Source organism: Streptomyces sp. NBC_01275 (genome assembly GCF_026340655.1).
Taxonomy (GTDB): domain Bacteria; phylum Actinomycetota; class Actinomycetes; order Streptomycetales; family Streptomycetaceae; genus Streptomyces.
This window is the reverse complement of the sequence record NZ_JAPEOZ010000001.1, coordinates 7,813,008-7,837,324: the sequence shown is the minus strand read 5'-3', so window position 1 is coordinate 7,837,324 and position 24,317 is coordinate 7,813,008. Positions and strand designations below refer to the sequence as shown.

At 68.9% G+C, this 24,317-nt stretch carries 20 protein-coding genes and 1 pseudogene; 11 read left to right on the top strand and 10 right to left on the bottom strand.

Annotation, left to right across the window (positions count from 1 at the left end; all coding sequences use genetic code 11):
* Positions 1-102 precede the first annotated feature (102 nt).
* Both OG562_RS34355 and OG562_RS34350 read right to left on the bottom strand, forming a co-directional pair.
* A complete protein-coding gene (locus tag OG562_RS34355; RefSeq protein ID WP_266405009.1) occupies positions 103-555 on the bottom strand; it encodes an SRPBCC domain-containing protein in 453 nt (150 codons plus the stop codon).
* Positions 552-1,418, bottom strand: a complete 867-nt coding sequence (locus OG562_RS34350) for an NADP-dependent oxidoreductase (protein ID WP_323187584.1) — start codon at positions 1,416-1,418, stop codon at positions 552-554. The genes OG562_RS34355 and OG562_RS34350 overlap by 4 nt, the downstream gene beginning before the upstream one ends.
* A 214-nt stretch (positions 1,419-1,632) precedes the next feature.
* Here OG562_RS34350 and OG562_RS34345 point away from each other — a divergent pair, with 214 nt between their 5' ends.
* Positions 1,633-2,544 carry a LysR family transcriptional regulator gene (locus tag OG562_RS34345; RefSeq protein WP_266405005.1) on the top strand — a complete coding sequence of 304 codons (912 nt, stop codon included), beginning with the start codon at positions 1,633-1,635 and terminating at the stop codon, positions 2,542-2,544.
* Between the two features lie 39 nt (positions 2,545-2,583).
* On the opposite strand, the gene OG562_RS34340 is transcribed toward OG562_RS34345, so the two are convergent.
* Positions 2,584-3,255, bottom strand: a complete 672-nt coding sequence (locus OG562_RS34340; RefSeq protein WP_266405002.1) for an enoyl-CoA hydratase-related protein — start codon at positions 3,253-3,255, stop codon at positions 2,584-2,586.
* Between the two features lie 47 nt (positions 3,256-3,302).
* A complete protein-coding gene (locus tag OG562_RS34335; RefSeq protein WP_266405000.1) occupies positions 3,303-3,914 on the bottom strand; it encodes a TetR/AcrR family transcriptional regulator in 612 nt (203 codons plus the stop codon).
* Positions 3,915-4,129: 215 nt separating this feature from the next.
* Between OG562_RS34335 and OG562_RS34330 the strand changes: the two genes are divergently transcribed.
* The 7 genes and pseudogenes from OG562_RS34330 to OG562_RS34305 all read left to right on the top strand — a co-directional run bounded on the left by OG562_RS34330 (position 4,130) and on the right by OG562_RS34305 (position 11,884).
* Entirely contained in the window at positions 4,130-4,306 is a 177-nt protein-coding gene (locus OG562_RS34330; RefSeq protein WP_266404997.1) for a hypothetical protein, read from the top strand.
* Positions 4,307-4,519: 213 nt separating this feature from the next.
* Positions 4,520-5,230 (top strand): SDR family oxidoreductase, encoded by a 711-nt coding sequence (locus OG562_RS34325; protein ID WP_266404995.1) that lies wholly within the window; start codon positions 4,520-4,522, stop codon positions 5,228-5,230.
* Between the two features lie 87 nt (positions 5,231-5,317).
* Positions 5,318-6,322 (top strand): hypothetical protein, encoded by a 1,005-nt coding sequence (locus tag OG562_RS34320; protein WP_266404992.1) that lies wholly within the window; start codon positions 5,318-5,320, stop codon positions 6,320-6,322.
* A 99-nt stretch (positions 6,323-6,421) separates the two neighbouring features.
* The gene (locus OG562_RS34315; protein WP_266404989.1) at positions 6,422-6,817 is read left to right on the top strand and encodes a MerR family transcriptional regulator; all 396 of its coding nucleotides are present in this window, start codon (positions 6,422-6,424) and stop codon (positions 6,815-6,817) included.
* Positions 6,818-6,871: 54 nt separating this feature from the next.
* A pseudogene (locus tag OG562_RS46270) lies at positions 6,872-7,192 on the top strand (SDR family NAD(P)-dependent oxidoreductase); the annotation flags it as partial.
* An 89-nt stretch (positions 7,193-7,281) separates the two neighbouring features.
* Positions 7,282-7,578 (top strand): SDR family oxidoreductase, encoded by a 297-nt coding sequence (locus OG562_RS46265; RefSeq protein WP_353962839.1) that lies wholly within the window; start codon positions 7,282-7,284, stop codon positions 7,576-7,578.
* A 1,036-nt stretch (positions 7,579-8,614) separates the two neighbouring features.
* Complete coding sequence (locus tag OG562_RS34305) at positions 8,615-11,884, top strand: S8 family serine peptidase (RefSeq protein WP_266404985.1); 3,270 nt, start codon at positions 8,615-8,617, stop codon at positions 11,882-11,884.
* Positions 11,885-12,243: 359 nt separating this feature from the next.
* On the opposite strand, the gene OG562_RS34300 is transcribed toward OG562_RS34305, so the two are convergent.
* On the bottom strand, positions 12,244-13,137 hold the full coding sequence (locus OG562_RS34300) for a helix-turn-helix transcriptional regulator (protein ID WP_266404982.1): 894 nt from the start codon (positions 13,135-13,137) through the stop codon (positions 12,244-12,246).
* A 209-nt stretch (positions 13,138-13,346) separates the two neighbouring features.
* Here OG562_RS34300 and OG562_RS34295 point away from each other — a divergent pair, with 209 nt between their 5' ends.
* A complete protein-coding gene (locus OG562_RS34295; RefSeq protein ID WP_266404980.1) occupies positions 13,347-13,670 on the top strand; it encodes a carboxymuconolactone decarboxylase family protein in 324 nt (107 codons plus the stop codon).
* 63 nt (positions 13,671-13,733) lie between these two features.
* Positions 13,734-14,141 carry a cupin domain-containing protein gene (locus tag OG562_RS34290; RefSeq protein ID WP_266404978.1) on the top strand — a complete coding sequence of 136 codons (408 nt, stop codon included), beginning with the start codon at positions 13,734-13,736 and terminating at the stop codon, positions 14,139-14,141.
* Between the two features lie 313 nt (positions 14,142-14,454).
* Here the strand turns inward: OG562_RS34290 and OG562_RS34285 are convergent, their stop codons facing one another.
* The 5 genes from OG562_RS34285 to OG562_RS34265 all read right to left on the bottom strand — a co-directional run bounded on the left by OG562_RS34285 (position 14,455) and on the right by OG562_RS34265 (position 21,609).
* Entirely contained in the window at positions 14,455-17,112 is a 2,658-nt protein-coding gene (locus tag OG562_RS34285; protein ID WP_266404976.1) for an alpha-L-rhamnosidase, read from the bottom strand.
* Positions 17,109-18,005: a carbohydrate ABC transporter permease gene (locus tag OG562_RS34280; protein WP_266404974.1), complete on the bottom strand. Its 897-nt coding sequence runs from the start codon at positions 18,003-18,005 to the stop codon at positions 17,109-17,111. The genes OG562_RS34285 and OG562_RS34280 overlap by 4 nt, the downstream gene beginning before the upstream one ends.
* A gap of 6 nt (positions 18,006-18,011) precedes the next feature.
* Positions 18,012-18,896 (bottom strand): carbohydrate ABC transporter permease, encoded by an 885-nt coding sequence (locus tag OG562_RS34275; protein ID WP_266404972.1) that lies wholly within the window; start codon positions 18,894-18,896, stop codon positions 18,012-18,014.
* Positions 18,897-18,957: 61 nt separating this feature from the next.
* Positions 18,958-20,259: an ABC transporter substrate-binding protein gene (locus OG562_RS34270; protein WP_266404969.1), complete on the bottom strand. Its 1,302-nt coding sequence runs from the start codon at positions 20,257-20,259 to the stop codon at positions 18,958-18,960.
* Positions 20,260-20,610: 351 nt separating this feature from the next.
* Complete coding sequence (locus OG562_RS34265) at positions 20,611-21,609, bottom strand: LacI family DNA-binding transcriptional regulator (protein ID WP_266404967.1); 999 nt, start codon at positions 21,607-21,609, stop codon at positions 20,611-20,613.
* Positions 21,610-22,182: 573 nt separating this feature from the next.
* Between OG562_RS34265 and OG562_RS34260 the strand changes: the two genes are divergently transcribed.
* Positions 22,183-24,183 carry an RICIN domain-containing protein gene (locus OG562_RS34260; RefSeq protein ID WP_266404965.1) on the top strand — a complete coding sequence of 667 codons (2,001 nt, stop codon included), beginning with the start codon at positions 22,183-22,185 and terminating at the stop codon, positions 24,181-24,183.
* The last annotated feature ends 134 nt before the right edge of the window (positions 24,184-24,317 follow it).

The window sequence follows — 24,317 nt, the reverse complement described above, 5'->3', positions numbered from 1 at the left end:
ACCTTGTGGTGCTGGGTCGGTGTCTTCGGGTGTACCCGCGCCCGAAGACCGTGGGGAGTTGCGGTCTCCGGGCGCGGGCGGTGTGTGGGCTGCGCGGGGTGGTCAGTGGCCGGATTCGACGTGTTCTTTCAGGGCCCTGCCGTAGCTCGCGTAGCCCTCCTCCATGTGGGACCGGGCGGGCTCCACGGTCTCCACGGCGGCCGTGCCGGTGAACTCCTCGGATTCCGTGAAGCGCGTTCCGCCCTCATGCGGCTCGAGGACGAAGGAGTGCTGCCCCATGAGAACCTCCGGGATGCCGCCCTCCCAGGCAAGCCGTCGCGGTGCCTCGTAGTGGAGCACCGTGAATCCGTATTCCCCGTCGTTCTCGGTTCCCAGCGTCACCTGGGCCCGGAGCCGAGTTCCGGGGAGGATTTCCGGCGGAACGTCCACGAAACGCAGCGCCGGGTGCCACTGTGCGTACCCGGCGAAGTCGGTCAGGACCTTCCACACTTTCTCGGCGGGAGAGACGATGTCGGTGACCGCGGTGACGACCGCAGTGCGCTGCACATTTCTCATGCCGCCTCCCTGCGGTTCTCCAGGACGATCTTGCCCCGCGCGTGGCCGCCGGCCAGCAGCTGCTGGGCCTCAGCCGCCTGGTCGAGGGGGAACGTCCGGTCCACGTGCACCGTGAGCTTCCCCTCCTCGGCGAGCTCCACCAGCCGGATCAGGTCATCGCCGTCGAGGTGGAGGTAGACGTCGATGGTTCCCGCGTACTCAGTGGTGGATCGCGTGATGGAAGCGACCCGCGCTCCAAGGGCGGCGATCTCCTGTGTCGTGGACAGGGAGCCACGCCCCGCGGTGTCGAGGACCGCGTCGACCCCGTCCGGGGCGATCTTGCGCACCTGCTCGACGAGCTCGTCGCCGTAGCGCACGGGCGTCGCTCCGAGGGACTCGATGAACGCGTGGCTGGCCTCGGAGCCCGTCCCGATCACCCGTGCGCCCCGCGCTACGGCGATCTGGACGGCGAGGTGTCCGACGCCGCCCGCCGCCCCGTGCACCAGCACGGTGTCGCCGGCGGTCACTTCAAGGCTGTGCACGATGGCCTGGTAGGCGGTGAGCCCGGCGACCGGCAGCCCGGCGGCCTGGGCCCAGCTCAGGTTCCTCGGCTTGCGCACGAGCTGGCGCGGTTCGGCCGAGATCTTCTCGGCGTAGGTGCCGTAGTGCATGGCCTGGCCACGGACGTATCCGATCACCTCGTCGCCCGGCCGGAAACCGGTCGTCGCGGCTCCGGCCTGCTCGACGACCCCGGCCAGGTCCCACCCGGGCGTCACCGGAAAGAAGGAGTCCACGAGAGGATCCGGGGCTCCGCTCTGGAATGCCAGGTCCGCCGGGTTGAGGGCCGCTGCCTCGATCCTCACCAGAACGAGATCGGCGAACATCTTCGGATCCGGAACATCGACGACCTCAAGGACCTCGGGTCCACCGAAACTCTGGTACTGAACGGCTTTCACAGCTCTGCCTCTCGTGCGGCGTGCGGGTCGGCACGGCGTAAGCACCTCATCCGGCCGAGGGGCCGGGGGCGCACAACCAAGCTGACCAGGGCCTCTACGGCGGAGCAATGACTGTCTGGGCAACGGGTAATACCGTGGAAGCATGAATCAGCTGGAGACCCGGGAACTCGTCTACTTCGTGGCCGTGGCCGAGACGCTGCACTTCGGCCAGGCCGCAGAGCGCCTCGGCATCACCCAGCCGCCTCTGTCCCGGGCCGTCGCCCACCTGGAGAGGCGGGTGGGCGTCCCTCTGCTGGAACGCACCACACGGAAGGTGACACTGACGGACGCGGGCGAGGTCTTCCTGGCCGAGTGCCGAACGATCCTGGCCGCGCTGGACACTGCCGTACGCAAGGCGCGTAAAGCCGCCGAGCGGCAGCGGGTCACCATCGCGGTACGGCCCGCCGCCGGGCCCGGCATCCTGCCCGCCCTGCTTGCCGCCGGCGCACAGAGCCCGGACGGCGTGCTCGCCGAGGTGGTGTTCACCTACGACGAGATCGGCGCCCTTCGGGACGGCACCGCGGACGTCGCCCTCATGTGCCAGACGGCGGCCACCCCCGGTCTCGAACTGATGGAGCTCGGCCCGGAGCAGCCGGTAGTCCTGCTCCCGGCGGGCCACGCCCTGGCGGAGCGCCCGTTCCTGACACTGACCGAGGTGGAGGCGCTGCCCGGATACGAGGCGGAACTGCCCAACGAGGCACTGGACAGCATGGTCGACCGCGTCGCACTCGGACGACTCGTGGTCGTCGTCGGAGACAGTGTCCGCGACCGCCTCGGCGGATCCGTAACTGCCGTGCCCGTCCACGGATACCCGCCCACCCAGTTGGTGCTGGCCTGGCTCCCGGGCGCGCGCCCGGCCGCGTCCCGCCTCACCGCGACCGCCCACGCCGTGCTGGACCGGCGCACGCAGCTGACGCAGGTCCTGGAAGACAGCGATCTCAACGGAACTCGGCCGTACGCGGACCGCGGTCAGCAGGATGCACAGCGGGCGGCAGCAGCCCGCGCCCCGGGGTGAGCCCAGGGTGTGCCGGATGTGCGGTCGGTGAAGTGCTGGTCAGCCGAGCGGGTCGGTGGTGTCGCGCAGGGTGGCCAGGGCCGGGGCGTACATGCGGGCCTTGATGGTGCCGAGCGTTTCGCTGGCCTTGGCCACCTGTGCCTGAGCGATCTGGACGGCAGTGGAGCGCACGGCGTCCTCGGGAACAGCTTGGTCGACGATGCCGGTGGCGGCGGCGTCGGAGCCGCCGTAGCGGCGGGCGGTGACCATGGCCTCGTGAGCGGTCTGCGGCGTCAGGCGCGACTGGATGAGGGCTGCCATGCCGAGGGTGAAGGGGATGTTGATGTCCGCTTCGGGCAGGCACCAGTAGCCGCGGTCGGCGCGCATCACGCGGAAGTCGTGGGCGAGGGAGAACATCGCGCCGGCGGCGAAGGTATGTCCCTGCAGCGCGGCCACCGTGATGACCGGCAGCGACAGCATCCGCGCGAACAGCTCATGGACCGAGACGACGTAGTCGTGGTACTCGTCGGCATGGGCGAACAGCCAGTCCAGGTCGAGCCCGTTGGAATAGAACTTGCCGGTGGCGGCGGTGACCAGGGCGCGGGGGCCTTCCGCCTTCTCCACCTCGTCGAGCGCGGTGCTGACGGCGGTGAGCCAGTCGGGGTGGAAGCGGTTCTCACCGTCTCCGAGGTCGAGGACGAAGACGTTGTCGTGGCGGTCGAGCGAGGGCATGGGGACTCCTTCGAGCTACGTGGGTGATGCGGCTGGGCTGCTGCGGGCTACGACCGGGTCCTGGGTTCGGCAGCGGAGCGGTCGCGCAGGGCGTAGAGGATCAGGTCGTGGATCTCTGCGGCGGCTGCCTCGATCGGGGCAGTGCTCCGCTCGGCCCGGCACATGATCACCGCGCCTTCGACCGCGGCGATGACGAAGGCGCCCAGCCGACGGCTGCGTTCCTCGGTCAGGCCGTGCCGGACGAACAGGGCCGCGAGCGCCTGCTGCCAGCGGGCGAAGACAGCGGCTGCGGAGCGGGCGAGCTGGGGTGCGTCGTCGTTGGTCTCGACGGCCACCGCGACGATCGGGCAGCCGGCCCGGAAGCCGCTCTCCACGAGCCGGTCGCGCCACAGCGCGAAGAACGCGTCGACGGCCTCCACCGGGTCGCCCGCCTGCATCGCGGCGTCGATGAGTCCCGCGATGAAGTCCCCCGCCAGCGCGACCGCCTCGTCGATGAGCTGCGTCCGCCCGCCGGGGAAGTGGTGGTACACCGACCCCCGAGGGGCTCCACTGTGCGCGAGTACCCGGTCGACGCTGGTCGCGCTCGCGCCGTACTCACGCAGCAGAGCGGCAGCACTGAGGATCATCCGGTCACGGCTGTCACTCCTGCGCGGGCTCATCGCGACCACCCTTCCGACGGCGAGGTAGCCCGCTCGAGCGAGCTACCTGTCGGTAACTTATGGGGTATGGCATAGAACATGCAAGAGGGGATCAGGTGGCGGTTCGGTCGGAGCCGACAAGTGCCGCCGGATCGACGCGCAGAACCTTTAGCGCTCCGCTCGGCCACCACGACCTGCGCCTATTGGGCAGCGGCTCCGCCAGGACCCTTTGGCGGGTGCAGGTCCGTCCCGGCCGGGCCGCCGCCCGTGAAGCGCTGCCGCAGTTGTTGCTTCCGCACGTCCCAGGTGTCGGGCCCGCCTGTCGGAGCAGCGGTCCGGCCGTACCGGACGCGAGCGTGCTGCTCTCCGGCATCGTCGAACGCCGCCACCTGGGAATCACCGGCCGGCGCTGAAGTCGCCCGGCCCCCGACTCCGGCCAACGGTGCCACCAGTCGCCCCGCCCGCCCGCCCGCGCGCGGACCGCCGTGGGGCGCTGTCCGCCTCCTCGCGGAGGTCTCACCCCGAAAAGACTTGCACCTGACGTTAGCGTGAGGTTTTAGCGTAGCTGTTGTCGGCCCCATCCATGGTGCTCCGACGCCGCATTCCTACGTGAAGGACTTCCCCCCATGGACATCGCCAACTCCGTCGCTCTCGTCACCGGTGCGAGCCGCGGCCTCGGCCGCCACTTCGCCACCCAGCTGCTGGAGCGGGGAGCGTCCAAGGTGTACGCCACCGCGCGCAACCCTGAGACCGTCGATCTGCCGGGAGCGGAGGTGCTCCGGCTCGACATCACCGACCCGGCCTCCGTCGCCGCCGTGGCGGAAGTCGCCTCGGACGTGACGCTGCTGGTCAACAACGCCGGGATCATCACCATCAACGGCCTGGTCAACGGCGACCTGGAGCAGATCGAACTGGAGATGGACACCGCCTACTACGGCCCGTTGCGCATGATCCGATCCTTCGCCCCGATCCTGAGGGCGGGTGGCGGCGGGGCGATCGTCAACGTCCTGTCGGTCGCGTCCTGGACCCCGTCCGAGTACTGGGGCGCCTACAGTGCGGCCAAGGCCGCCGCCTGGAGCCTGACCAACAGTGTCCGCCTCGAACTCTCCGCACAGAACACCCTGGTCACCGGCCTGTATCTGGGGCCGACCGACACTGACATGGCCAAGGGACAGCCGTTCGAGAAGAACGATCCGGCCGACGTCGTCAGGGCCGCGCTCGACGGGGTCGAGGCGAAGCAGTCCGAGGTGATCGCCGACGCGCGGTCCGCGCAGGCCAAGGCGAACCTGGCCCTCGATCCAGCCACGGTCTACGCACCGGCCGCAGCCACCGCCTGAGATTCAGGATCACTCACCACGGGCGCCGCGATACGCAACCGAGGAGCGCCCCTCATTCCCCCTGCTCAGAACGGAAGAAAACCCGCCATGAACGCCCCCACCTCGTCCAGGCCCAAGGCACTGATCGTCATCCCGTCAGCCGCTCTCCTGCCGCTCACCGAACCGGCAGGCCACCCCGGCGTCTCGACCGGGTTCTACCTGGTCGAGCTGGCACAGATCCTCAAGGAATTCGGCGACGAGTACGACTTCACCTTCGCCACCCCCGGCGGGTTCGTCCCGCAGCTGGAGATCAACGGCCTGGCCCTGTCGATGCACGCCGCTGCCAAGTTCAGCTCCGCGACGGTCTCGGCCACCGCCGCACAGATCTTCCGGTTCGACGTCGACACCTTCCGCGCCAAGCGGCCGGAACTCGTCGCCCGCCGGGACAGCGAACTCGCCCTCGCCCGCCGCCACCTGGGCCGTCTGCCCGTCTCCGAGGCGCTGCCGGGCAGCGACAAGGAGGTCGTGGTGCTGCGTGACGACCTGATCAAGTCGATGCAGGACCTGCCGGAGCACACCTTCCCCTCCGTCGAGCAGCTCGTGCACAGACACCGAGACCCCGAGGACGCCTTCGACCTGGGCGCGTTCGACTTCGTGCACATGCCTGGCGGCCACGCCCCCATGGTCGACTTCGTCGACAACCCCTGGATCGGTGAACTCCTGCACACCGCGCGGGAGAACCAGGTGCTGATCTCGCTGATCTGCCACGCCCCCGTCGCCATGGCCTCGGCCAAGTACCGGGTGAGCCCCGACGGCAGCGTCGTCACCAACCCCCAGCACGCCTTCAACGGCGTGCGGGTGACCACGGTCGCCAAATCCGCCGAACTCTTCGTCCTCAGCAACGGCTACCTCAAGATCCCCGGCAAGAAGGTGCGGATGGGCTACTTCATCGACGAAGCCCTCAGGGACGCCGGCTACCAGGTACAGACGACCACCAACCCGACCGCCATCAAGGTCATCTGGGAGGCAGACGTCCGCCTGCTCACCAGCAACGGCCCCCAGGCCATCGACGAGCACACCGCACGCCTGCGCACGCTTCTGCCCCGCCACTGACCCTGCCTCCCGGCTCAGGGCGCCGACATCATTAGGCTGAAACCTCAAAGCTGACGTCAGATGTAACTCTGGCGGGACACGAAACAGCAAGGAGCAGCCATGCGAATCGGAGAGGTCGCCGAACAGGCGGGAGTGAGCGTTCGCGCGCTGCGTTACTACGAGGAGCAGCGGCTGCTCGGCCCCACGCGTACCGCCGGGGGGCAGCGGGAGTACCAGGACGGCTCGGTCGAGCGGGTCAGGATGATCCAGCAGTTGTACGCCGCCGGCCTGTCGAGCAGGCTCGTTCGCGAGGTTCTGCCGCGGTGCATGAACGAGGGAGATTCGCCCGTCGGGTTCACCGACAGCCTCATCACCGAACGGGCCCGCATCGACCGTCAGATCAACGACCTGACGGAAGTGCGCGCCCGCCTCGACGAGATCATCGCTGTGGCCACGGACCCCAGTCACCCCGACCACTGCCACCCCGTCCGCGCCGGCCTTCCCGATCCCGCTTGATATCGGCCCCCGGTACCGCCCGATAGGGCCTGCCGCACGCCACCCACAAGTGGTGTGCGGCAGGCCGATTCAGAGACGGACCTCTCCGTGACCTCAGGCCGCTCCGGACATCGCGACATCAACGCGGACGCGGCGCAGGCCACCGCCAAGCGCATCGGCGACGTCGGCGGAAGCGCCCTCGCCGCCGAGTTCGACCTCGCCGACGAGCGGTCGGTACGCGCCCTGTTCGACACAAACGCCGTCGACCGGCCCGGCAGAGCCGACGAGCTCTACAACGTCGCCGCCAACGCCTCGGCGGACGTGCTGGGCCGCGACGGCGACCTGCTGGACATGGATCCAGCCGTATGGCGGCGCACCCTTGAGGTGAACCTGATCAGCTTCGCGCTCACCCCCGCGCGGCCGTTCACCTACCGCTCGCACAGGGCGGCGGAACGATCGTCAATACCTCCTCCGCGTCCGCACACGTGGGCGACCACCAGCGCGCCGCGTACCAGTCCGGCAAGGCCGGGATCAACGCGCTCACCCGCCACGTCGCCTCCCGCTGGGGCAAGCAGGGCATCCGGTGCAACTGTGTGTCAACCGGGGGGGTGATGACCGAGTCCGCAGAGAAGATGGCCCTGACTCTCCGCCAGTTGCAGAACGTCACAGATCGGCGGTTGGGACAGACCTTCTCACCTGAGTGGTGGGCGGTCACTCGCCGAGCCGACCGCCGCCTCTGCCCGTTTCCTCGCGGGGTCTCACCCCGAAAGACTTGCACCTGACATTAGCGTCAGGTTTTACCGTTGCGGCTGAAGTTACAGAACAGCGCCGGTAGTTGGCCGCCGACCGGTCTGGATCACTGCCACCTGGCCAGCGCCTGCGGCTCCCCCTCCCTCACCCCACAGAGGAAATCGTGCCCTTCCATCACATCTGCATCATGGTGAGCGATCCAGCGCGATCGCTGCCCTCTTCACTGGTTCGACTCCTCGACGCTCGACGGCATTCTTGGCGCGAAGAAGGCGGCAACCCGGATCGTGAACGTCTCCGATGACTCCGGCGCGAAGTACCTGCGCCACGGGGTGACCGGCATCAAGGAGCCGGGGCTCACAGCGCCTGACATCGATGATCTGTTTCAGCGTGTCAAGGCCGCTGGTATTGAGGTTCAGACCGACCGCATCTGGACCCCGATGCCCGGACTTCGATCTTCCTCTTCTACGAACCCGACGGCGCGCTCATCCAGGCCACGGAGGTCTCGGACGGTCATTCCACGCAAGCGAGGCGATGCTCGACGCGCTCGCCCGTTGAACCGCTCCGGAGCTGATGAAGGCTGTGATGTGCTCCAGGACCGACGGAGTTACCTCGCTGCCTCCAGGCTTCGACGAGCGCATTCGGGGTCCAGGCTTCGGTGTTGCCGCGTGACCCCCGGTTCATGGCGATCTGTCAGTTCAGAGATCGTGCAGTGCGCCACCACCTGGCCATGTTGCTCGCGCTCACCGCGTGTGCCGTGCCGGCCGGGGAGACCTCGCAGTACATGCTCTGGAGCCGGAAGCTCGGCCAGGGCGAACCCGACACCCCCACCACTGCCACTCCCGGCGGTGGCCGCGGACGAGGGCCCCAACTCCAAGTGACCTGGCCTGCTTTGCAGGCCACGCGGTACCTCGGCCTCGTCGAACACGGCGACGGTTCGAGCCCCCCTCGGGTGCACGGTTTCGACAGTCACGCCGTAGCCCCCGCACACCCCCACAGCCGCAGAGGCGGATGGCGGCCGGACACCTGGCGCCCGACGCATCCGCGGCACCCGATCGATATGGATCACAAGTGACACGCACACCCATACGCCCGAGAGCGGCCATCACCACTCTCGCGCCCCTCCTCGCCGGAGCCCTGACCCTCATGGCGGTCATCGCTCCCACCTCCGCCGCTTCCGACCCCAACTCCACTGGGAGCGACAGCAGGTACGGCGACGACACCTACATCGTCAAGCTCGCCGACCCACCCGTCGCCGCGTACGAGGGCGGGCTGCCCCGGCTGCAGCGGACTGCGCCCACGGCAGGGAAGCGGCTCGACGCCGACTCCGCCACGGTCGAGAAGTACGTGGCACACCTGGACGACCGTCGGGAGCGGGTCCTCGACGCCGTGCCCGGTGTCAAGACGCTCTACGACTACTCCTACACGTTCAGCGGATTCGCCGCCGAACTGACCGGCCGGCAGGCCGCCAAGCTGGCCTCCACTCCTGGTGTCGTCTCGGTGACCCGCAACACGGTCGCTCAGCCGGCGTCGACAGGTCCGGACGATGGGCCGAGGACGGACGGCCGGGCGGAAACCTACACCCGGACCGTGACCGATGGCCGGGACGGGGCCGGCGGCAAGGTCCCGGCTCCTGCGGCCCAGCAGCCGACCCCTCCCGACAGGGTGAGCGGCCCCCAGGGCCAAGGTCTTTCAGAGGCGCGGGGCACTGCGCGATCAGCCCTCACCGCACCCGCAGAAGCCCGAACACCGCACACCCCCGGCTCCCAGGCACCCCGTACGGCCCACCACGCCCAGTTCCCCGACACCCCCCGACTCCTCGGCCTCTCCGGCGCCAAGGGTCTGTGGGCGAAGGCGGGCGGCCCCGAGCACGCCGGAGAAGGCGTGATCGTCGGGATCGTGGACACCGGATTCGACCCCTCGAACCCGATGTTCGCCGCACTGCCGAATCCGCGCCCCGACGCCGAGGCCATCGCCAAGAAGTGGCACGGCGACTGTGACCCGGGCGACGACCCCACGCACAAGGTGACCTGCAACAACAAGGTGATCGGCGCACAGTGGTTCGGCGCGGGAGTCCCTGCGGACCGCGAAGACACCCCCTCACCGTTGGACACCAGCAGCCACGGCACCCACACCGGCAGCACGGCCGCCGGCAACCACGGCGTCGCCGCGTCGGTACCCGGCAGCAACGCCGAGGGCCGGCTCAGCGGTGTCGCCCCGGCTGCCCGCCTCGCCTTCTACAAGGCGTGCTGGCCGGGCTTCGGCTGCCCGACCGCGGACCTCACCGCCGCGATCGACAGGGCCGTGGCGGACGGCGTCGACGTCATCAACTTCTCCATCACCGGCACACTCACCGAGCAGCCCGACATGGAGGCCATGTTCAACGCGGCCAAGGCGGGCGTGTTCATCGCCGCTGCCGCCAACAACGGCGGCCCGGACTCCGTGCACCACACCGGCCCGTGGGTCACGACGGTCGCCGCGTCGTCGCACGACACCCAGTACACCACCTCCCTGGTCCTCGGCGACGGCCGCCGCTACACCCGCGTCGGCCTGAACCCGGGTGCCGGCTCTGCCCCGCTGGTCGAGGCAGTCGCCGTACGCAAGGACGGCTCGGACGCGGGCCGGGCCGCGCTGTGCGCGCCGGGCACGCTCGATCCGGCACGGGCGAAGGGCAAGATCATCGTCTGCGACCGAGGCGGTGCCGGCATCTGGGAGGACGACAAGTCGGACGAGGTCCTGGCGGTCGGCGGCAAGGGTCTCGTACTCACCGACACCCCGGCCTACGACGAGTTCCTGCCCCCGTACGTCTTCTCGGTGCCCCTGATCCAACTCGACCTGGAGGACGCGACGGCAGTCCACGCATACGCCTCCCATGCCGGCGCGACCGCCCGGTTCACGCCCACCCAGAGCAGCCACCGGGCCACCCGGGAGATCCTCTCCTTCTCCTCCAGCGGCCCGGACCACTTCAGCGACGGCGACCTGCTCAAGCCCGACATCGCCTCCTTCGGTCAGACCATCCCGGCGGGCGTGGTGCCCGGCAGCACCAGCTATTACCCCGGCCGGTTCAGCTTCTCCGACGGCACCTCGATGGCGTCCCCGCACATCGCCGGCCTCGCCGCCCTGCTGCGGCAACTGCACCCGGGCTGGTCACCGATGGAGATCAAGTCGGCGCTGATGACGACGGCCACGCCCACCGACGAGAACGGCGACCCCATCGGCCGCGAACTGGCCGACTCCGCCTCGCCCCTCGACTACGGCGCGGGCCTGCCCCGAGTCACCCGGGCGGCCGACCCCGGCCTGGTCTACGACTCCACCTCCGCCGACTGGACCGCCTACCTCTGCGCGATCGGCCAGAAGCCGACCACCGAGGACGGCACCGATGCCTGCGCCACGGCCACGAAGACCGACCCCAGCGACCTCAACTACCCGTCGATCGCAGTCGGTGACCTGCTGGCCGGTCAGACAGTGACGCGCACGGTCACCAACGTCTCGGCGCGCACCGCCACGTACAAGGCGAAGCTCCAGACCCCGCCGGGCTTCCGCGCCGAGGTCACCCCGAAGCGGCTGACGGTCACGCCGGGCGCGTCGGCGTCGTACAAGGTGACCTTCGAGCGTACGAGTGCGGCCCACAACGCCTGGTCCTTCGGCTCCCTGACGTGGAGCGACGCGCACAGCCACCACGAGGTCACCAGCCCGGTCGCCCTGCGCTCCGTACCGTTGTCCGCCCCGAAAGAGGCCGTGGTCACCGGTGGTGACTCCGCGACGCTGAGGCCCGCAGTCGACTGGAACGGCGAGCTGACCGCGAAGGCGTCCCTCTACACCGGCGAGAAGACCACCGGCACCCTCACGGGCACCGACCAGGCCGACTTCACACAGAGTCAGCACACCAACGACGCCGTCGTGAAACACCACGTCCACGTCCCCGCAGGCACCCCGTTCACCCGGTTCGCCATCACCTCCGCGGACCACGTCCCCGGCAGCAACCTCGACCTGTACGCCTTCGACACAAACGGCAACCACATCGGCGACTGGCCCGGCCCCGGCTCCGACGAGCACGTCGACCTGCCGCCCGGCGACTACGACGTCTACGTCCTCCAGTACGAACTGCCGGCCGGCACCACCAGCCAGCAGTACACCCTGTGGAGTTGGAAGGTCGGCCAGGGCACCCCGGCCGTGACAGCCACGGTCACCCCGACCGAGCAGAAGGTCTCGGCGGGTGACCGTCCGGAGGTCACGGTGTCGTGGCCTGACGCGAAACGCGGCCAGCGGTACGTCGGCGCCGTCGAGTACGGCGACGGGTCGACCACCTTCGGGCACACGGTGTTGACCGTCACGCCGTAGCCGCGCACCGGTAGCCGTTGGTGTGAACCATCGGTGAGCGATCCGCCCGTGCACTCCCCGAGGGCACGGGCGGATCGCAAACACCTGGCGTTCATCTCTCTGTCAGCCCAACTGCCCCGCTGGCACGTGAGGTTGGAAAGGATTCACTGTCCTTGAGGGCCGCGGTCTCCAGGCCCTCCAGCGGCTCCCCGATGTTCACCCGCTCCGTCTCCGCCATCGCTGCGAAGAAGCCGAAGCAACAGCAGCCTTCCGGGGCCGGTGGGGTCGTAGATGCCGGGCAGCGGCCCGGCGCGCATCTCAAGCACCAGGCCGTGCTCGGTCAGCGGGGCGGGGTGCGTTCCGTGATCACCACGCGGTGTTCACCGATGCTGTTGATCGGCGGTGCCGGGGCTGCTGGTGGGCGACGTCTTCTCGGTGGCCGCCCAGCTGGCGAGGAGTTGCAGGGCGTCGCCCTCGGAGGTACCGGGCGCGGCGGAGTAGGCGGTGAGGGTCAAGCCGGGCTGCGCGGGCAGTTCCATCGCGTCGAAGTCCAGGGTGAGGGCGCCGACGGCGGGGTGGTGGAAGGACTTGCGGCCGGTGTGGTGCAGGCGCACGTTGTGCTTGGCCCAGGCGGTGCGGAACTCCTCGCTGCGGGTGACAAGCTCGCCGACGAGTCCGGTGAGGTCACTGTCGTGCGGGGCGCGTCCGGCCTCGGTGCGCAGCAGGGAGACGGTGGTGTTCAGGGACTCCTCCCAGTCGGGGAAGAAATCCCGGCCCCGCGGGTCGAGGAACTGGAAGCGGGCGATGTTGACCGGGCGCGGGGCATCGTCGGCGTACAGGGGTGCGTACAGGGCCCGACCGAGGGGGTTGACGGCGAGGATGTCCAGGCGGCCGTTGCGGATGAAGGCCGGTGAGTCGGTCATGGACTCCAGGACGCGCAGGACGCTGTCCGGGAGAGGACCACGGGCGGGCCTGCGGCGGGCCGGGCGTTTGGCGGCGGCGCGGGCCAGGTCGTAGAGGTGGGCACGTTCGGCGTCGTCGAGCTGGAGGGCGTTTGCGACGGCGTCGAGGACTTCCTCGGAGGCTCCGGCGATGTGGCCGCGTTCCAGGCGAACGTAGTAGTCGATGCTGACGCCGGCGAGCAGGGCGACTTCCTCGCGGCGCAGCCCCGGCACCCGCCGGTTTCCACCGTAGGCGGGCAGCCCGGCCTGCTGCGGGGTGATCTTGGCGCGGCGGGAGGCCAGGAATGCGCGGATGTCGCTCTCGGTACTCACGCGTTCCAGGCTAAGCCGGACGGAGCACGAGTGGGGGGCCCTGTCAGTACCTGTAAGCCCAGGCCCTCCCCCACCCCTGCGATCCGCGGTTTCCTCGATATCGGCAGCAGCTGAGACCCCGGAAACCGGGCTGTGGCGGCTGCCGGAGGACCGGCCCGCCACACAGTGGTCCTGACCGCCCCGCACCGTTTTGATCAAGGAGTCACCGCATGCCGAAGCAGTCCGCACCCCAGGAACTCGCCGCCATCGCGCCCAAGCTCGTGGAGGTCACCGACGAGGTCCTCTTCGCCGACGTCTGGGAGCGCCCCGAGCTCTCCCCGCGCGACCGCAGCCTGGTCACCGTGAGCGTGCTGGCCGCCCTCTACCGCTCCGAGCAGCTCGGCTACCACCTTGGCGTCGCCCTGGACAACGGCCTGAGCGTCGAGGAGCTGTCCGAGGCCATCACCCACCTCGCCTTTTACGCGGGCTGGCCCAACGCCATGACCGCGATCAACCAGCTCAAGAAGATCGCCGACGAGCACAACGCCGCCTGATCAGCCCTCCCTCGCATTTCCCTCGCACCACTCCCACCACAGTGACGATCAAGGAGTAGAGCCATGGAACACATCACGTCCACGCCCACCATGAAGGCCCCCGCCGAGCGCTTCACCGGCGACGTCTACCTCAACATGATCGAGGCCCCCACCGAGCCCGCCCGCCTTGCGGCCGGCCTGGTGCGCTTCACCCCCGGCGCCCGCACCAACTGGCACTCCCACGTCAACGGCCAGGTGCTGTACGTCACCGACGGTGTCGGCCTGGTCGGCACCCGCGACGGCAGTGTCGTACGCATCAGCGCCGGTGAGACCGTCAAGTGCCCGGCAGGCGAGGAGCACTGGCACGGCGCGACCGACACTACCCTCATGGCGCACATCGCCCTCGTGGTCGGCGACGACAACGGCGACGGCACCGCCTGGCTGGAGCCCGTCACCGACGAGCAGTACGACGCCGCCCTCACCAACAGCTGACCGGCAGCCATCGCTCACTCCTCGCCCGACAGGGCCGTTGACCGGTGCCGCGCGTCGTGGTGATCTGGGCGAGGGCTCCGTCGGACAGCCCGAGTTTCTTTCGCTGGTTCGCCACTCGTCAGACCGAGACTTCAGGGATACGGCGCGGTGCGGGGGCGCTGCGGCCTGACCTCGGACGGCCTGCCCCCCGTGTCCCCCGTCCTCGGCGTGATCGAGAAGTGGCTGATCAGGCGCCGTGGGACGGGGGGCCGATGTGGTGGCCGGCACGGGTGACCGCTTTCCGCGCCAAGCCGACGGCAGCGACCGCCGGCACTCAGGCGAGGTCTGCCGGTATGGCGGCGGACGTGGAGGCGGAGGTGGACCGGTGGGTGGTGCGCCGTGGCCGCCAGGTCGTGGTGGTGGTGCCGGGCGCCAGGGTGGTCACGCCTCCGTCGGGCCAGTCGATCTGTGCTTTCGCGCCGGTGGGCACTGTCGTGTGCACCTTGATGCCCGAGGCGTGCAGCTCCCACCGTATGGCCACGCGCCCGTACGGCGACTCGTGGGCGGCAGCGGCCGAAGTGATGCCTCCGCCCGGGCGTGGGCGGAAAACGATGTCACGGTAGCCGGGTGAGGCAGCGGTGAGGCCGGCGACCGTGGTGTGCAGCCACTGGGCGATCGCGCCCAGGGCGTAGTGGTTGAAGGAGGTCATCTCGCCCGGGTTGACGGTCCCGTCGGGGAGCATGCTGTCCCAGCGTTCCCAGATGGTGGTGGCATCGTGCTTGAGCGCGTACAGCCAGGATGGGCACTCCTGTTGGAGAAGCAGTTTGTAGGCGGTGTCGGTGTGGTCCGTGGAGCTCAGTGCGGGTGTGACGAGCGGTGTGCCGATGAATCCCGTCTGGATGGTGTGCCCGCCTGCGGCGACCAGTTCGGCCAGACGCCGTCCGGCGACGTCCCGCGCTGCCTGACCGGGCAGGAGGTCGAACTGGAGGGCGATGGCATACGCGGTCTGGGTGTCGCTGGTCATCAGGCCGGAGGCAAGCACGTGGGCATTGATGAAAGCCTGGCGTATGCGCTGCGCGAGCTGCTCGTAGTGCTGCCGGTCGTCGTCGTGACCGAGGACTTCGGCCATCCGTGCCAGATGCGCGGTGGACCAGGCGTAATAGGCGGTGGCGATGAGGTGGCGGTCGGTGCGGCCGGCGCCTGGGTCGTCCGGGGGCGCCGAGGGGTCGAGCCAGTCGCCGAGTTGGTAGCCGCGGTTCCACAGGCCCGACGGGCCCGCGAGCTCGGTGATGAGATCGACCCAGCGGCGTGCGCTGTCGTACTGGGCGGCCAGCAGCCCGGTGTCGCCGGAGTCCTGGTACAGGGCCCACGGGGTCAGCGTCACGACGTCGCCCCAGCCGGCGCCGGGTCGGGCCGGCGTCCACTGCGGGCCGCCGGGGATGGTGGGTACGAACCAGGGCACGGTGCCGTCGTCGTGCTGCTCGACGGCGACGTCGCGCAGCCAGGACGCGAGCATGCCGTGGCAGTCGTACAGGAAGGCGGCGGTGGGCGCGAAGACCTGGATGTCCCCGGTCCAGCCGAGCCGCTCGTCTCGCTGCGGACAGTCGGTGGGAACGTCGACGAAGTTGCCGCGCAGGCTCCACACCACGTTCTCGTGCAGCCGGTTCACCTGCTCGTCAGAGCATTCGAACCAGCCCGTGCGGGCCATGTCGGTGTGGTGGACGCGGGCGACGATGTCGCGGTGGGGGTCCCCGCCGCGCCAGCCGGTGATCTCGGCGTAGCGGAAGCCGTGGATCGTGAAGCGCGGTTCCCATGTCTCCCGGTCCCCGCCCCGGAGGATGTACCGGTCGGTGGAGGTGGCGTCGCGCAGGGGGCGGACGCACAGCTCTCCGTCCTGGAGCACCTCGGCGTGGCGGACGACGACCGTGTGCCCGGCCGACCCGGTCACGGTGATACGGACCCGGCCGACGAGGTTCTGTCCGAAGTCCACCAGGAGGCGGTCGCCGTCGAGGGTGGTCACCCGGGCCGCGGCGACCTCCTGGGTGCAGCGCACCGGTGGGCCGGTGGGGGCGACCAGCGTTGCCGGATCCCTGGTGACAACGCCCACCGGTGACCAGTCGCCGTCGTCGAAACCAGGGCTGGACCAGCCGGGCTGTTCGTCCCGGGCGTCATGGGTCTCGCCGTCGAGCAGGCCGGAGGAGACGATCGGCCCCTGAGCGGCTCGCCAGGAGGTGTCCGTGCCGATGATGGTGCGGGTTCCGTCGCGGTGGACGATCTCGAGTTGGGCGAGGAGGGCGAGCCGGTCGCCGTAGAGGTTGGAGTGGCCGCCGTGGAAGCCCAGCCGTCCGCGGTACCAGCCGTCGGCCAGCCACGCGCCGATGGTGTTGTCACCGGCGCGCAGGTGTTCCGTGACGTCGTGGGTCTGGTAGCGCAGCCGGTGGTCGTAGCTGGTCCAGCCGGGCGCGAGGGTGTGGTCGCCGACCCGTCGGCCGTTGATCTCGATCTCGTACAAGCCGTGGGCGGTGACGTACAGCCGCGCCTGCTCCACCTCCGCACCGGCGTGGAAGTCCTTGCGCAGCAGCGGCGGGCGCCGGTCACCGTCGGGCGACTCCAGTGACTGCCACTGCGGTGAGATCGCGTGCGCCGTCCAGTCCGCCGGCTCCAGCAGTCCTGTTTCCAGGTGCAGGGCCGGGCTCCAGTCACTGGCCGGGCCGTCGGTCCCGCGGACCCGCACGCGTATCGCGGCGCGTTCCCGTGATGCCAGTGGCCTGTCGCAGGGCCAGTCGACGAGTACGGAGTCTTTGGAGATCACCCAGTCCGCGCGGTGCGTTCCATCCGTGCGGGTGACCTCGATCTGGTACGCCTGCTGCGTCCAGCCGGCCGGTGCGGTCGTCTTCCAGGAGACGCGGGGGGCGGGCTCACCGATGCCGAGCGGTTCCCGGTGGTGTTCCGCGGTCGGTGTGGCGACCGCCGGTTTCAGCTCGTGGTTCATCCCTTCACCGCCCCGGCGGTCAGGCCCTTGATGATGCGCTGGTTGATGAGCAGGTACAGCACCAGGGCGCCGACCACGTTGATGCTGATCGCGGCGAACAGTGGTCCGTAGGCCGTCTCGCCGTACTGTCCGGTGAAGTTGAGCAGACCCACCTGGATGGTGCGCAGGTCGTCGTTGGTGGTGAAGGTGAGCGAGATGAGCAGGTCGTTCCAGATGAAGAAGAACTGCACCAGCCCCACCGTGAAGACGGCGTTGCGGACCATGGGGAAGGCGATCCGCCAGAAGGCTTTGAGGATGCTCGCCCCGTCGAGGGTGGCGGCTTCGAAGACCTCGCGCGGGATCGACCGGAAGTAGGTGGCCATCATGAAGACGGTCAGCGGGAGGCCGGCCGCGGTGTAGGTGAGGATGAGGGGCCACAGAGTCCCGGACAGGCCGGTCTGGAAGTACACCCGGAACAACGGCAGCAGGATCATCTGGCTCGGCACCATGATGCCGACGAGAAACACGAGCAGGACCTTGTGGCGTCCGCGCCAGACCATCACCTCCAGGGCGAAGCCCGCGGCGACGCCGAGCAGGATGATGAGGGCGAGCGAGGGCACGGTGGCCAGCAGGCTGTTGCGGATGTACAGGGCGACGTGCCCGGTCGTCCACGCCTCGGTGTAGTTGTGCAGGCCCCAGCTCTTCGGCAGCGACCAGGCGGGGTCGTTGACGAACTCGGACTGGGTCTTGAAGGAGCTCAGCAGCAGCCACAGCAGCGGTGCCACCTCGATCACCAGCAGCAGGGCGACGAGTGTGTTGCGCACCAGGGGCCGGGTGTGCCGGCCCTTTTGCCGGGGCGCCGTGGGCGGGCGGGTGAGGAGTTCCCGCGGCGGTGCCGTCAGGGAGTCGGTCATCGGAGTTCAGCCCTTGGTCGGGTCGCGGCGCGAGAAGCGGAAGATGATCAGGGAGACGCCCAGGCAGACAACGGTGAGCAGTGACGCGATGGTGCTGCCGTAGCCGTAGTCGCCGTAGGAGAACGCGGTGCGGAACATGTACAGGGTCAGGGGTGTGGTGTCACTGCCCGGGCCGCCGTTGGTCAGGGCCAGGACCGAGTCGAACACCTTGAGCGTGCCGTTGATGCTGAACACCACGGACGACAGCACCACCGGCCAGGACAGCGGCAGGACGATGTGCCGGATCAGTCGCCATCCGGTGGCGCCGTCCATGCGCGCCGACTCGATCGTCTCCTCGGGGATGTCGAGCAGTCCCGCGTAGATGAGCACGCCGTAGAAGCCCATGGAGCGCCATACGTCCATCACGACCAGGACGAGGAAGGCCCCTCCGCCGCTGGCGAACCAGTCCCCGTGGTGGATGCCCAGCGCCTCGATGGCGGTGTTGGCCAGGCCGTTCTGCGGTGCGACGGCGAAGAGCTTCTGGAACATCAGGGCCACGGCGACGGTCGGCAGGATCACCGGGAAGAACACCAGCGTGCGGATGAGCGCGGACGACTTGCGCAGCACGAACACGTAGAGCAGGGCGAGCAGGTATCCGAAGAGCACCTGCCCGACGCTGACGACGACCCCGTACTTGAAGGTGAACCACAGGGCCGAGTGCGCCTGCGGGTCGTGCCACAGCTTCTCGAAGTTTCCGAACCCGTCGAAGGTGAACCCCTCGATGACGTTCCCCTTGAAGAAGGTGTAGCCCAGGGACCAGCCCATCGGTACCAGCATCACCAGTGTGTACACGAGCAGTGCCGGACCCAGCAGGATGGCGAGGGCGCGGCGGTCTCCCAGAACGGAACGCATGTCGGCTCTTTCAGGTCTTTCACGAAGGGTTCGGAACGGTTCGCGGGTGGCGGCGGACGGGTCAGCCGTTGTCCAGGTCCGTCTGGATCTTCTGCATGAAGTCCTTCGCGGAGAGGGACCCGTTGACCAGCGGCGCGGCGTTCGTCTGGCTGGTCTCGGTCGCCTTCGTGTTGAACAGCGCCTCGAACCACAGGGTGCTGGTCGTGGTCTTCGAGATGGTGTCCTGCACCTGCTGCGTGAGCGGCGGCAGCGTGCCCGTGTCGCCCTTGGGCTTGAACCCGGAGATCGTGCCCTGGTCCTTCAGCGAGCCGGCGCCGTAGTTCTTCGCGGTGCAGGAGAGCCAGTCGCCGACCTTGGCGTTGTACGCCTTCGCGGAGACGGCGACCGGGAGACCGACGTTGGCCGGAATCTGGTCCGCGGACCCCTTGCCGCCGGACACGGTCGGGAACGGCATGAAGCCGACGTTGTCCGCACCGATCTTGTTCTTGGTCTTGTCGTTGAAGTCGCCGAGCTCCCAGCTGCCCATGTAGAACATGGCGGCCTTGCCGGTCAGGAACTGCTGCACCCCGGTGTCGTAGTCGATCGATCCGACGCCCTTGCCGAAGTAGCCCGCCTTGCCGAGGTCGGCGATGGCCTGCGCGGCCTTGACGTACTCGGGGTCGGTCAGCTTCGCCTTGCCGTCCGCGACCGCCTGCAGGGCATCCGGGCCCAGCTCCCGGTAGAGGTAGCCGCTGATGAGACGGGTGAGGGGCCACCCCTCCTTGCCGGCCGCGGAGAAGGGGGTGACGCCGGCGCCCTTCAGCTTCGCCGCGGCCGCGACCAGTTCGTCGTACGTCGTCGGGGCGGCGATGTGGTGGGCGGCGAGAAGCTTCTTGTTGTACCAGATGCCCTCGATGTTGAACTGGTAGGGCATCACGTTGAACTTGCCGTACAGGTTCTGCACCGTCTTGACCGCGGCCGGCTGGACGTCGTCCCACACCCCGAGGTCCTTGAGCGTCTTCTCGAGGTCGAGGACCTGGCCGGCCTTGTCCAGCGTCTTGGTGAGCTGCGGGGTGCCTCCCGCCGCGAACTGCACGGGCAGCGCGTCCTGCCCGGCGAGAAGCTGCACCTTCTGGTCGACGTTGCTGATCGGCAGCGTCTGGATCTTCAGCGGCAGAGCGGCGTCCTGCGTCTTGCACGCGCCGGTGCTCAGGGTCTTGAGCTCCTGCTGGACGATGTGGTTGTCGTCGTTGATGGTGAGGGTGTACGCCTTGGCGCCGCTGCTCGACGCGCTCGTGCCGCCGCCGCAGCCGCTCAGCAGCAGGCCGGCGGTGGTGGCTGTCGCCAGGATGGCGAGGTTTCGGGGCTTGAGGGTGTGGTGCACGGGGTTGCTCCTCGCGGTGCACAGCGCTTTGAAGCGCTTCAATGTTGCCCGGAACCTACGGCCCGCTACACGGCCGTGTCAAGGATGATTCGTCGGTATTTCCGAACCGCAATGTGTGCACGACGACAGGAATCGGGCGCGGCGAGGTGCCTGGCTGAGGGCACGGGCCTGGCCCTGGGGCGGAGGCGGGTGCGGGCTCCGGCTCCGGCTCCGGCTTCGTGTGGTGCGCGCGCTGGGGCGGGACTTCGGGCAGAACTGCGGAAGCCGAGCTCCCTTCGAGGCAGAGCACCGGTGCGGGACTCGGGGGCAGAGCTCGGGGTACGGGACAACTCCGGCGGAAGACTCCGCTGCTCAGCGCGGCGCGCTGGTGCGGATGATCAGCTCCGGCTCCAGCACGACGGTGGCATGACGATGCTGCTCACCCGAGGCCACCTCGTCCATCAGCAGCCGCATCGCTTCCTGCCCCATCGCCCGCCCGGGCAGGTCCACCGCGGTCAGGGGCACCGCCGCAGAACCGGCCGTGCGGTTGTTCTCGCATCCGACGACCGCGATCTGGTCGGGTACGCCGATTCCCGCCACCGTGTGCAGCTCGTGGATGATGCCGTTGGCCAGTTCGTCGGCGACGACGACGAGGCCGTCCGGCAGGTCGCCGGGTTTCCGCCGGGCGAGGTCCTTGCCGACCAGGTGCCCGTGTGCCGTGGTCAGGCCGCCGCTGTCGATCTCCTCCAGCGTCACGCGGGCGCCGGCCTCCTCGACCGCCGCGCGCACTCCCCTGCGCCGGTCACGCACGGGCTGGTAGTCGTCATGTGCGACGACGTAGGCCAGCCTGGTGCGTCCGGTGTCGATGAGGTGGCGTGCCGCGAGATACCCCACGTGCTCGTTGTTGACCAGCACCGAGCAGCACGTGCCCGGTTTGGGCGCGAAGTTGAGCAGCACGATCTGGCGTCCGTGCGAGCGCATCCGGGCGATGCCGTCGGTGGAGTCCTCCATCGGGGCCAGCAGCACTCCGGTGACCCGGGCCTCGTCGAAGAGATCCAGGTACTCGTCCTGGAGCCCCATGTCGCACGTGGTGTTCGCGAGCAGCAGGTTGAGGCCGGCCGCGCGGGCCGCCTCCTGGGCGCCGTGCGCCATGTCGATGAACAGCGAGTTCTCGATGTCGGCCAGCACCAGCCCGACACTGTCGTTCGACCCGGACGCCAGCGACCGGGCCGCGTCGTTGCGCACGAAACCCAACCGGGAGATGGCTTCGCGCACGCGCTGCGCCGTCACCGGGCTGACCTTGGCCGGATGGTTCAGCACGTTGGAAACCGTGCCGAGCGAGACGCCCGCCGCCTTCGCGACGTCCTGCATGCTCGGACCGGCGTGTCCATTTGCTCGTGGACCTGCGGCTGCCACGACGCTCCTCGACTTCCGGTCTCGTTCGACCTGAACACGACATTGACGTGACCAGGCTGGGGTGGACACGCGCAGGATACATGCTTCTGTTAAAGCGCTCCAATGCTCCTTCCTGACCCCGCACTTCGGCACGACGGGTACGGGCACGGACACCGAGGTCACGGCACACCTTCCCGGGTGACGGGCGAGTCGCCGGACGCTCCCGAGCTCAGCCGCCGCCCGACCGGCGTCCGACCGGCGTCCGAGGAAACACCCCTGTGCGCACCGAGCCTCGCCTGCGGAATCACTGCGCAGACTCTTGACGAGCGGCACAGAGGGTGCCAGCCTCGCACCGCTGAAGGGATTGATGCGCTTCAATCCCGACCCCCCACCTCTCGCATCCCCATCCCAAGCGTTGACGGTCCCGGATCCTCGCCGGTAATGGCTCGGCCGATCAGCTGCCGTTCTCCGTCCGGAGCACACAGCGAGCTCCCCGCCCGCGCGCCGTCCTCGCCGTCCTTCTCTCACCGCCGAGGGAGTTACCCACCCATGCACAAGAACAGAAGATCGTGGGCAAAGGCCGCCGCCATCGGCGCCGTGGCCGCTCTGGCGCCCTTCGCGATACCGGCCGTGTCCGCCCACGCCGTCACCTACAGCGGCGGCGTCATGTGGCAGCCGCCGAGCGGGGCCCCCTCCTACGGCTCGCTCTACGCCCACGCCATCCGGCTCGAGCACAGCACCGACTCCAACGGCACACTGCTGGCGTCCTTCGAGCAGTACTCCGGAAACGGCATGCCGGTGTACCGCAGCACCGACTCGGGGCGCACCTGGACACAGATCTCCACGATCCACGACCAGGTCAACTCCTGGAACAACATCCAGCTCGAACCCGTCCTCTACGAGCTTCCGCAGGCGGTCGGCTCGTTCCCCGCGGGCACGATCATCGCGGCGGGTGACTCCATCCCCACCGACAACTCCAAAACCAAGATCGACATGTACGCCAGCACCGATCACGGAGTGACCTGGAGCTTCGTCAGCTCCATCGCCACCGGCGGAGACGCGGTCGCCTCCAACGGGCACACCCCCGTGTGGGAACCGTTCTTCCTCGTGGCGAACAACAAGCTCATCGCCTACATCTCGGACCAGCGGGACCCCGCACACGGCCAGAAGCTCGCCCACTTCACGACGACCGACGGCGTCAACTGGTCGTCCGAGGTCGACGATGTCACGTACGCGGACTACAGCGCCCGGCCGGGAATGGCGATCGTCACGCGCCTCGGCAACGGCAACTACATGCTCACCTACGAGGTCTGCAACGCGTCGAGCAGCAGTTGTCCCGTGAACTACAAGATCGCGTCCAATCCGGAGACCTTCGGATCGGTCACCGGAACGCAGCTCGTGACCACGGACAACATTCGCCCCGGAGGCAATCCGTACGTCACCTGGCTTCCGACGGGCGGCCCGAACGGCACGATCGTCGTACAGGCGTACAGCGACCAGCAGCTGTACAAGAGCACCGACAACGGGGCGACCTGGGTGCGCATGTTCTCCAACACGGTTTCGGGTTACAGCCGCGGGCTGCTCCCCCTCGCCGACGGCAAGAGCCTGCTGGTCACCCGAGGCGGCGTGCTGACCACCAACGGCACGAACAAGGTGACCTACGGCATCGACGACTACGGCGGCGGCATCTCGACAGGCGCCGGCTACAAGGTCCAGAACGTCCTGAGTTCCCAGGTGCTGGGCGTGCCCAACGCCAACTCCGGGTCCTCGGTCGTCCAGGCGCCGGACAACGGAACCCCGGACCACAACTGGCAGTTCCTTCTCCAGAGCAACGGGTACTACCGCATCCTGAACACCTTCAGCGGCAAGTACCTCGCCGTCCCCGGTGGATCGCTGTCGTCGGGCGCCGGTGAGATCCAGTGGACGTCGACGGGCGGTGCGGAGCAGGACTGGTCGGTCGAACCGGCGCCGGCGGGCGGATACACCATCACCAACCGGCGCAGTGACCTGGCGCTGACCATGGCGACCGACGCGAACGGTCAGACCTCGACGAACGAGCAGGTCACCCAGGCGCCGCTCACGTCCTCGGCGAACCAGCGATGGAACCTCGTGCAGACCGCGGCTCCCGACTTCACCAGCGGACAGTTCGTGATGGCCAACGTCAACAGCGGAAAGTACGCGGAGGTGGTCGGAAGCGGCGACGGAACACAGGCCGACCAGTACCGCAACGTTAACCATCCGGACCAGTACTGGACCTTCACCCAGACCGGCTCCTACTACACGATCACGAACGCGGCCTCGGGCGACCTCCTCGACTCGGCCGGGGGCACCAGCAGCGGCAGCGCGGTCGTCCAGAAGCCGGCCTCAGGCGGAACGTCCCAGCAGTGGTCCCTGGTCGACACCGGAGCCGGTAAGTACCAGGTGGTCAACCGTGCCAGCGGACTGGCTCTGTCCGTGACCAACGCATCGACCGGCGACGGAGCCCTGCTGGACCAGGAGTCGACCTCGACGGCGTCCGCACAGCGGTGGGCGATCACGAAGATCAACTAGCCGCGCTTTCCAGCAGGCGGCCGGTCGGCCAAGGCACCCCACGGCAGAACGCCCACCTGCGCCTGCGCCGTTCACGCGAGCCGGTCGGGCGGCCATCAGCCGCCGCCCGGCACTGCTCCTCGCCCGGCCTTCGC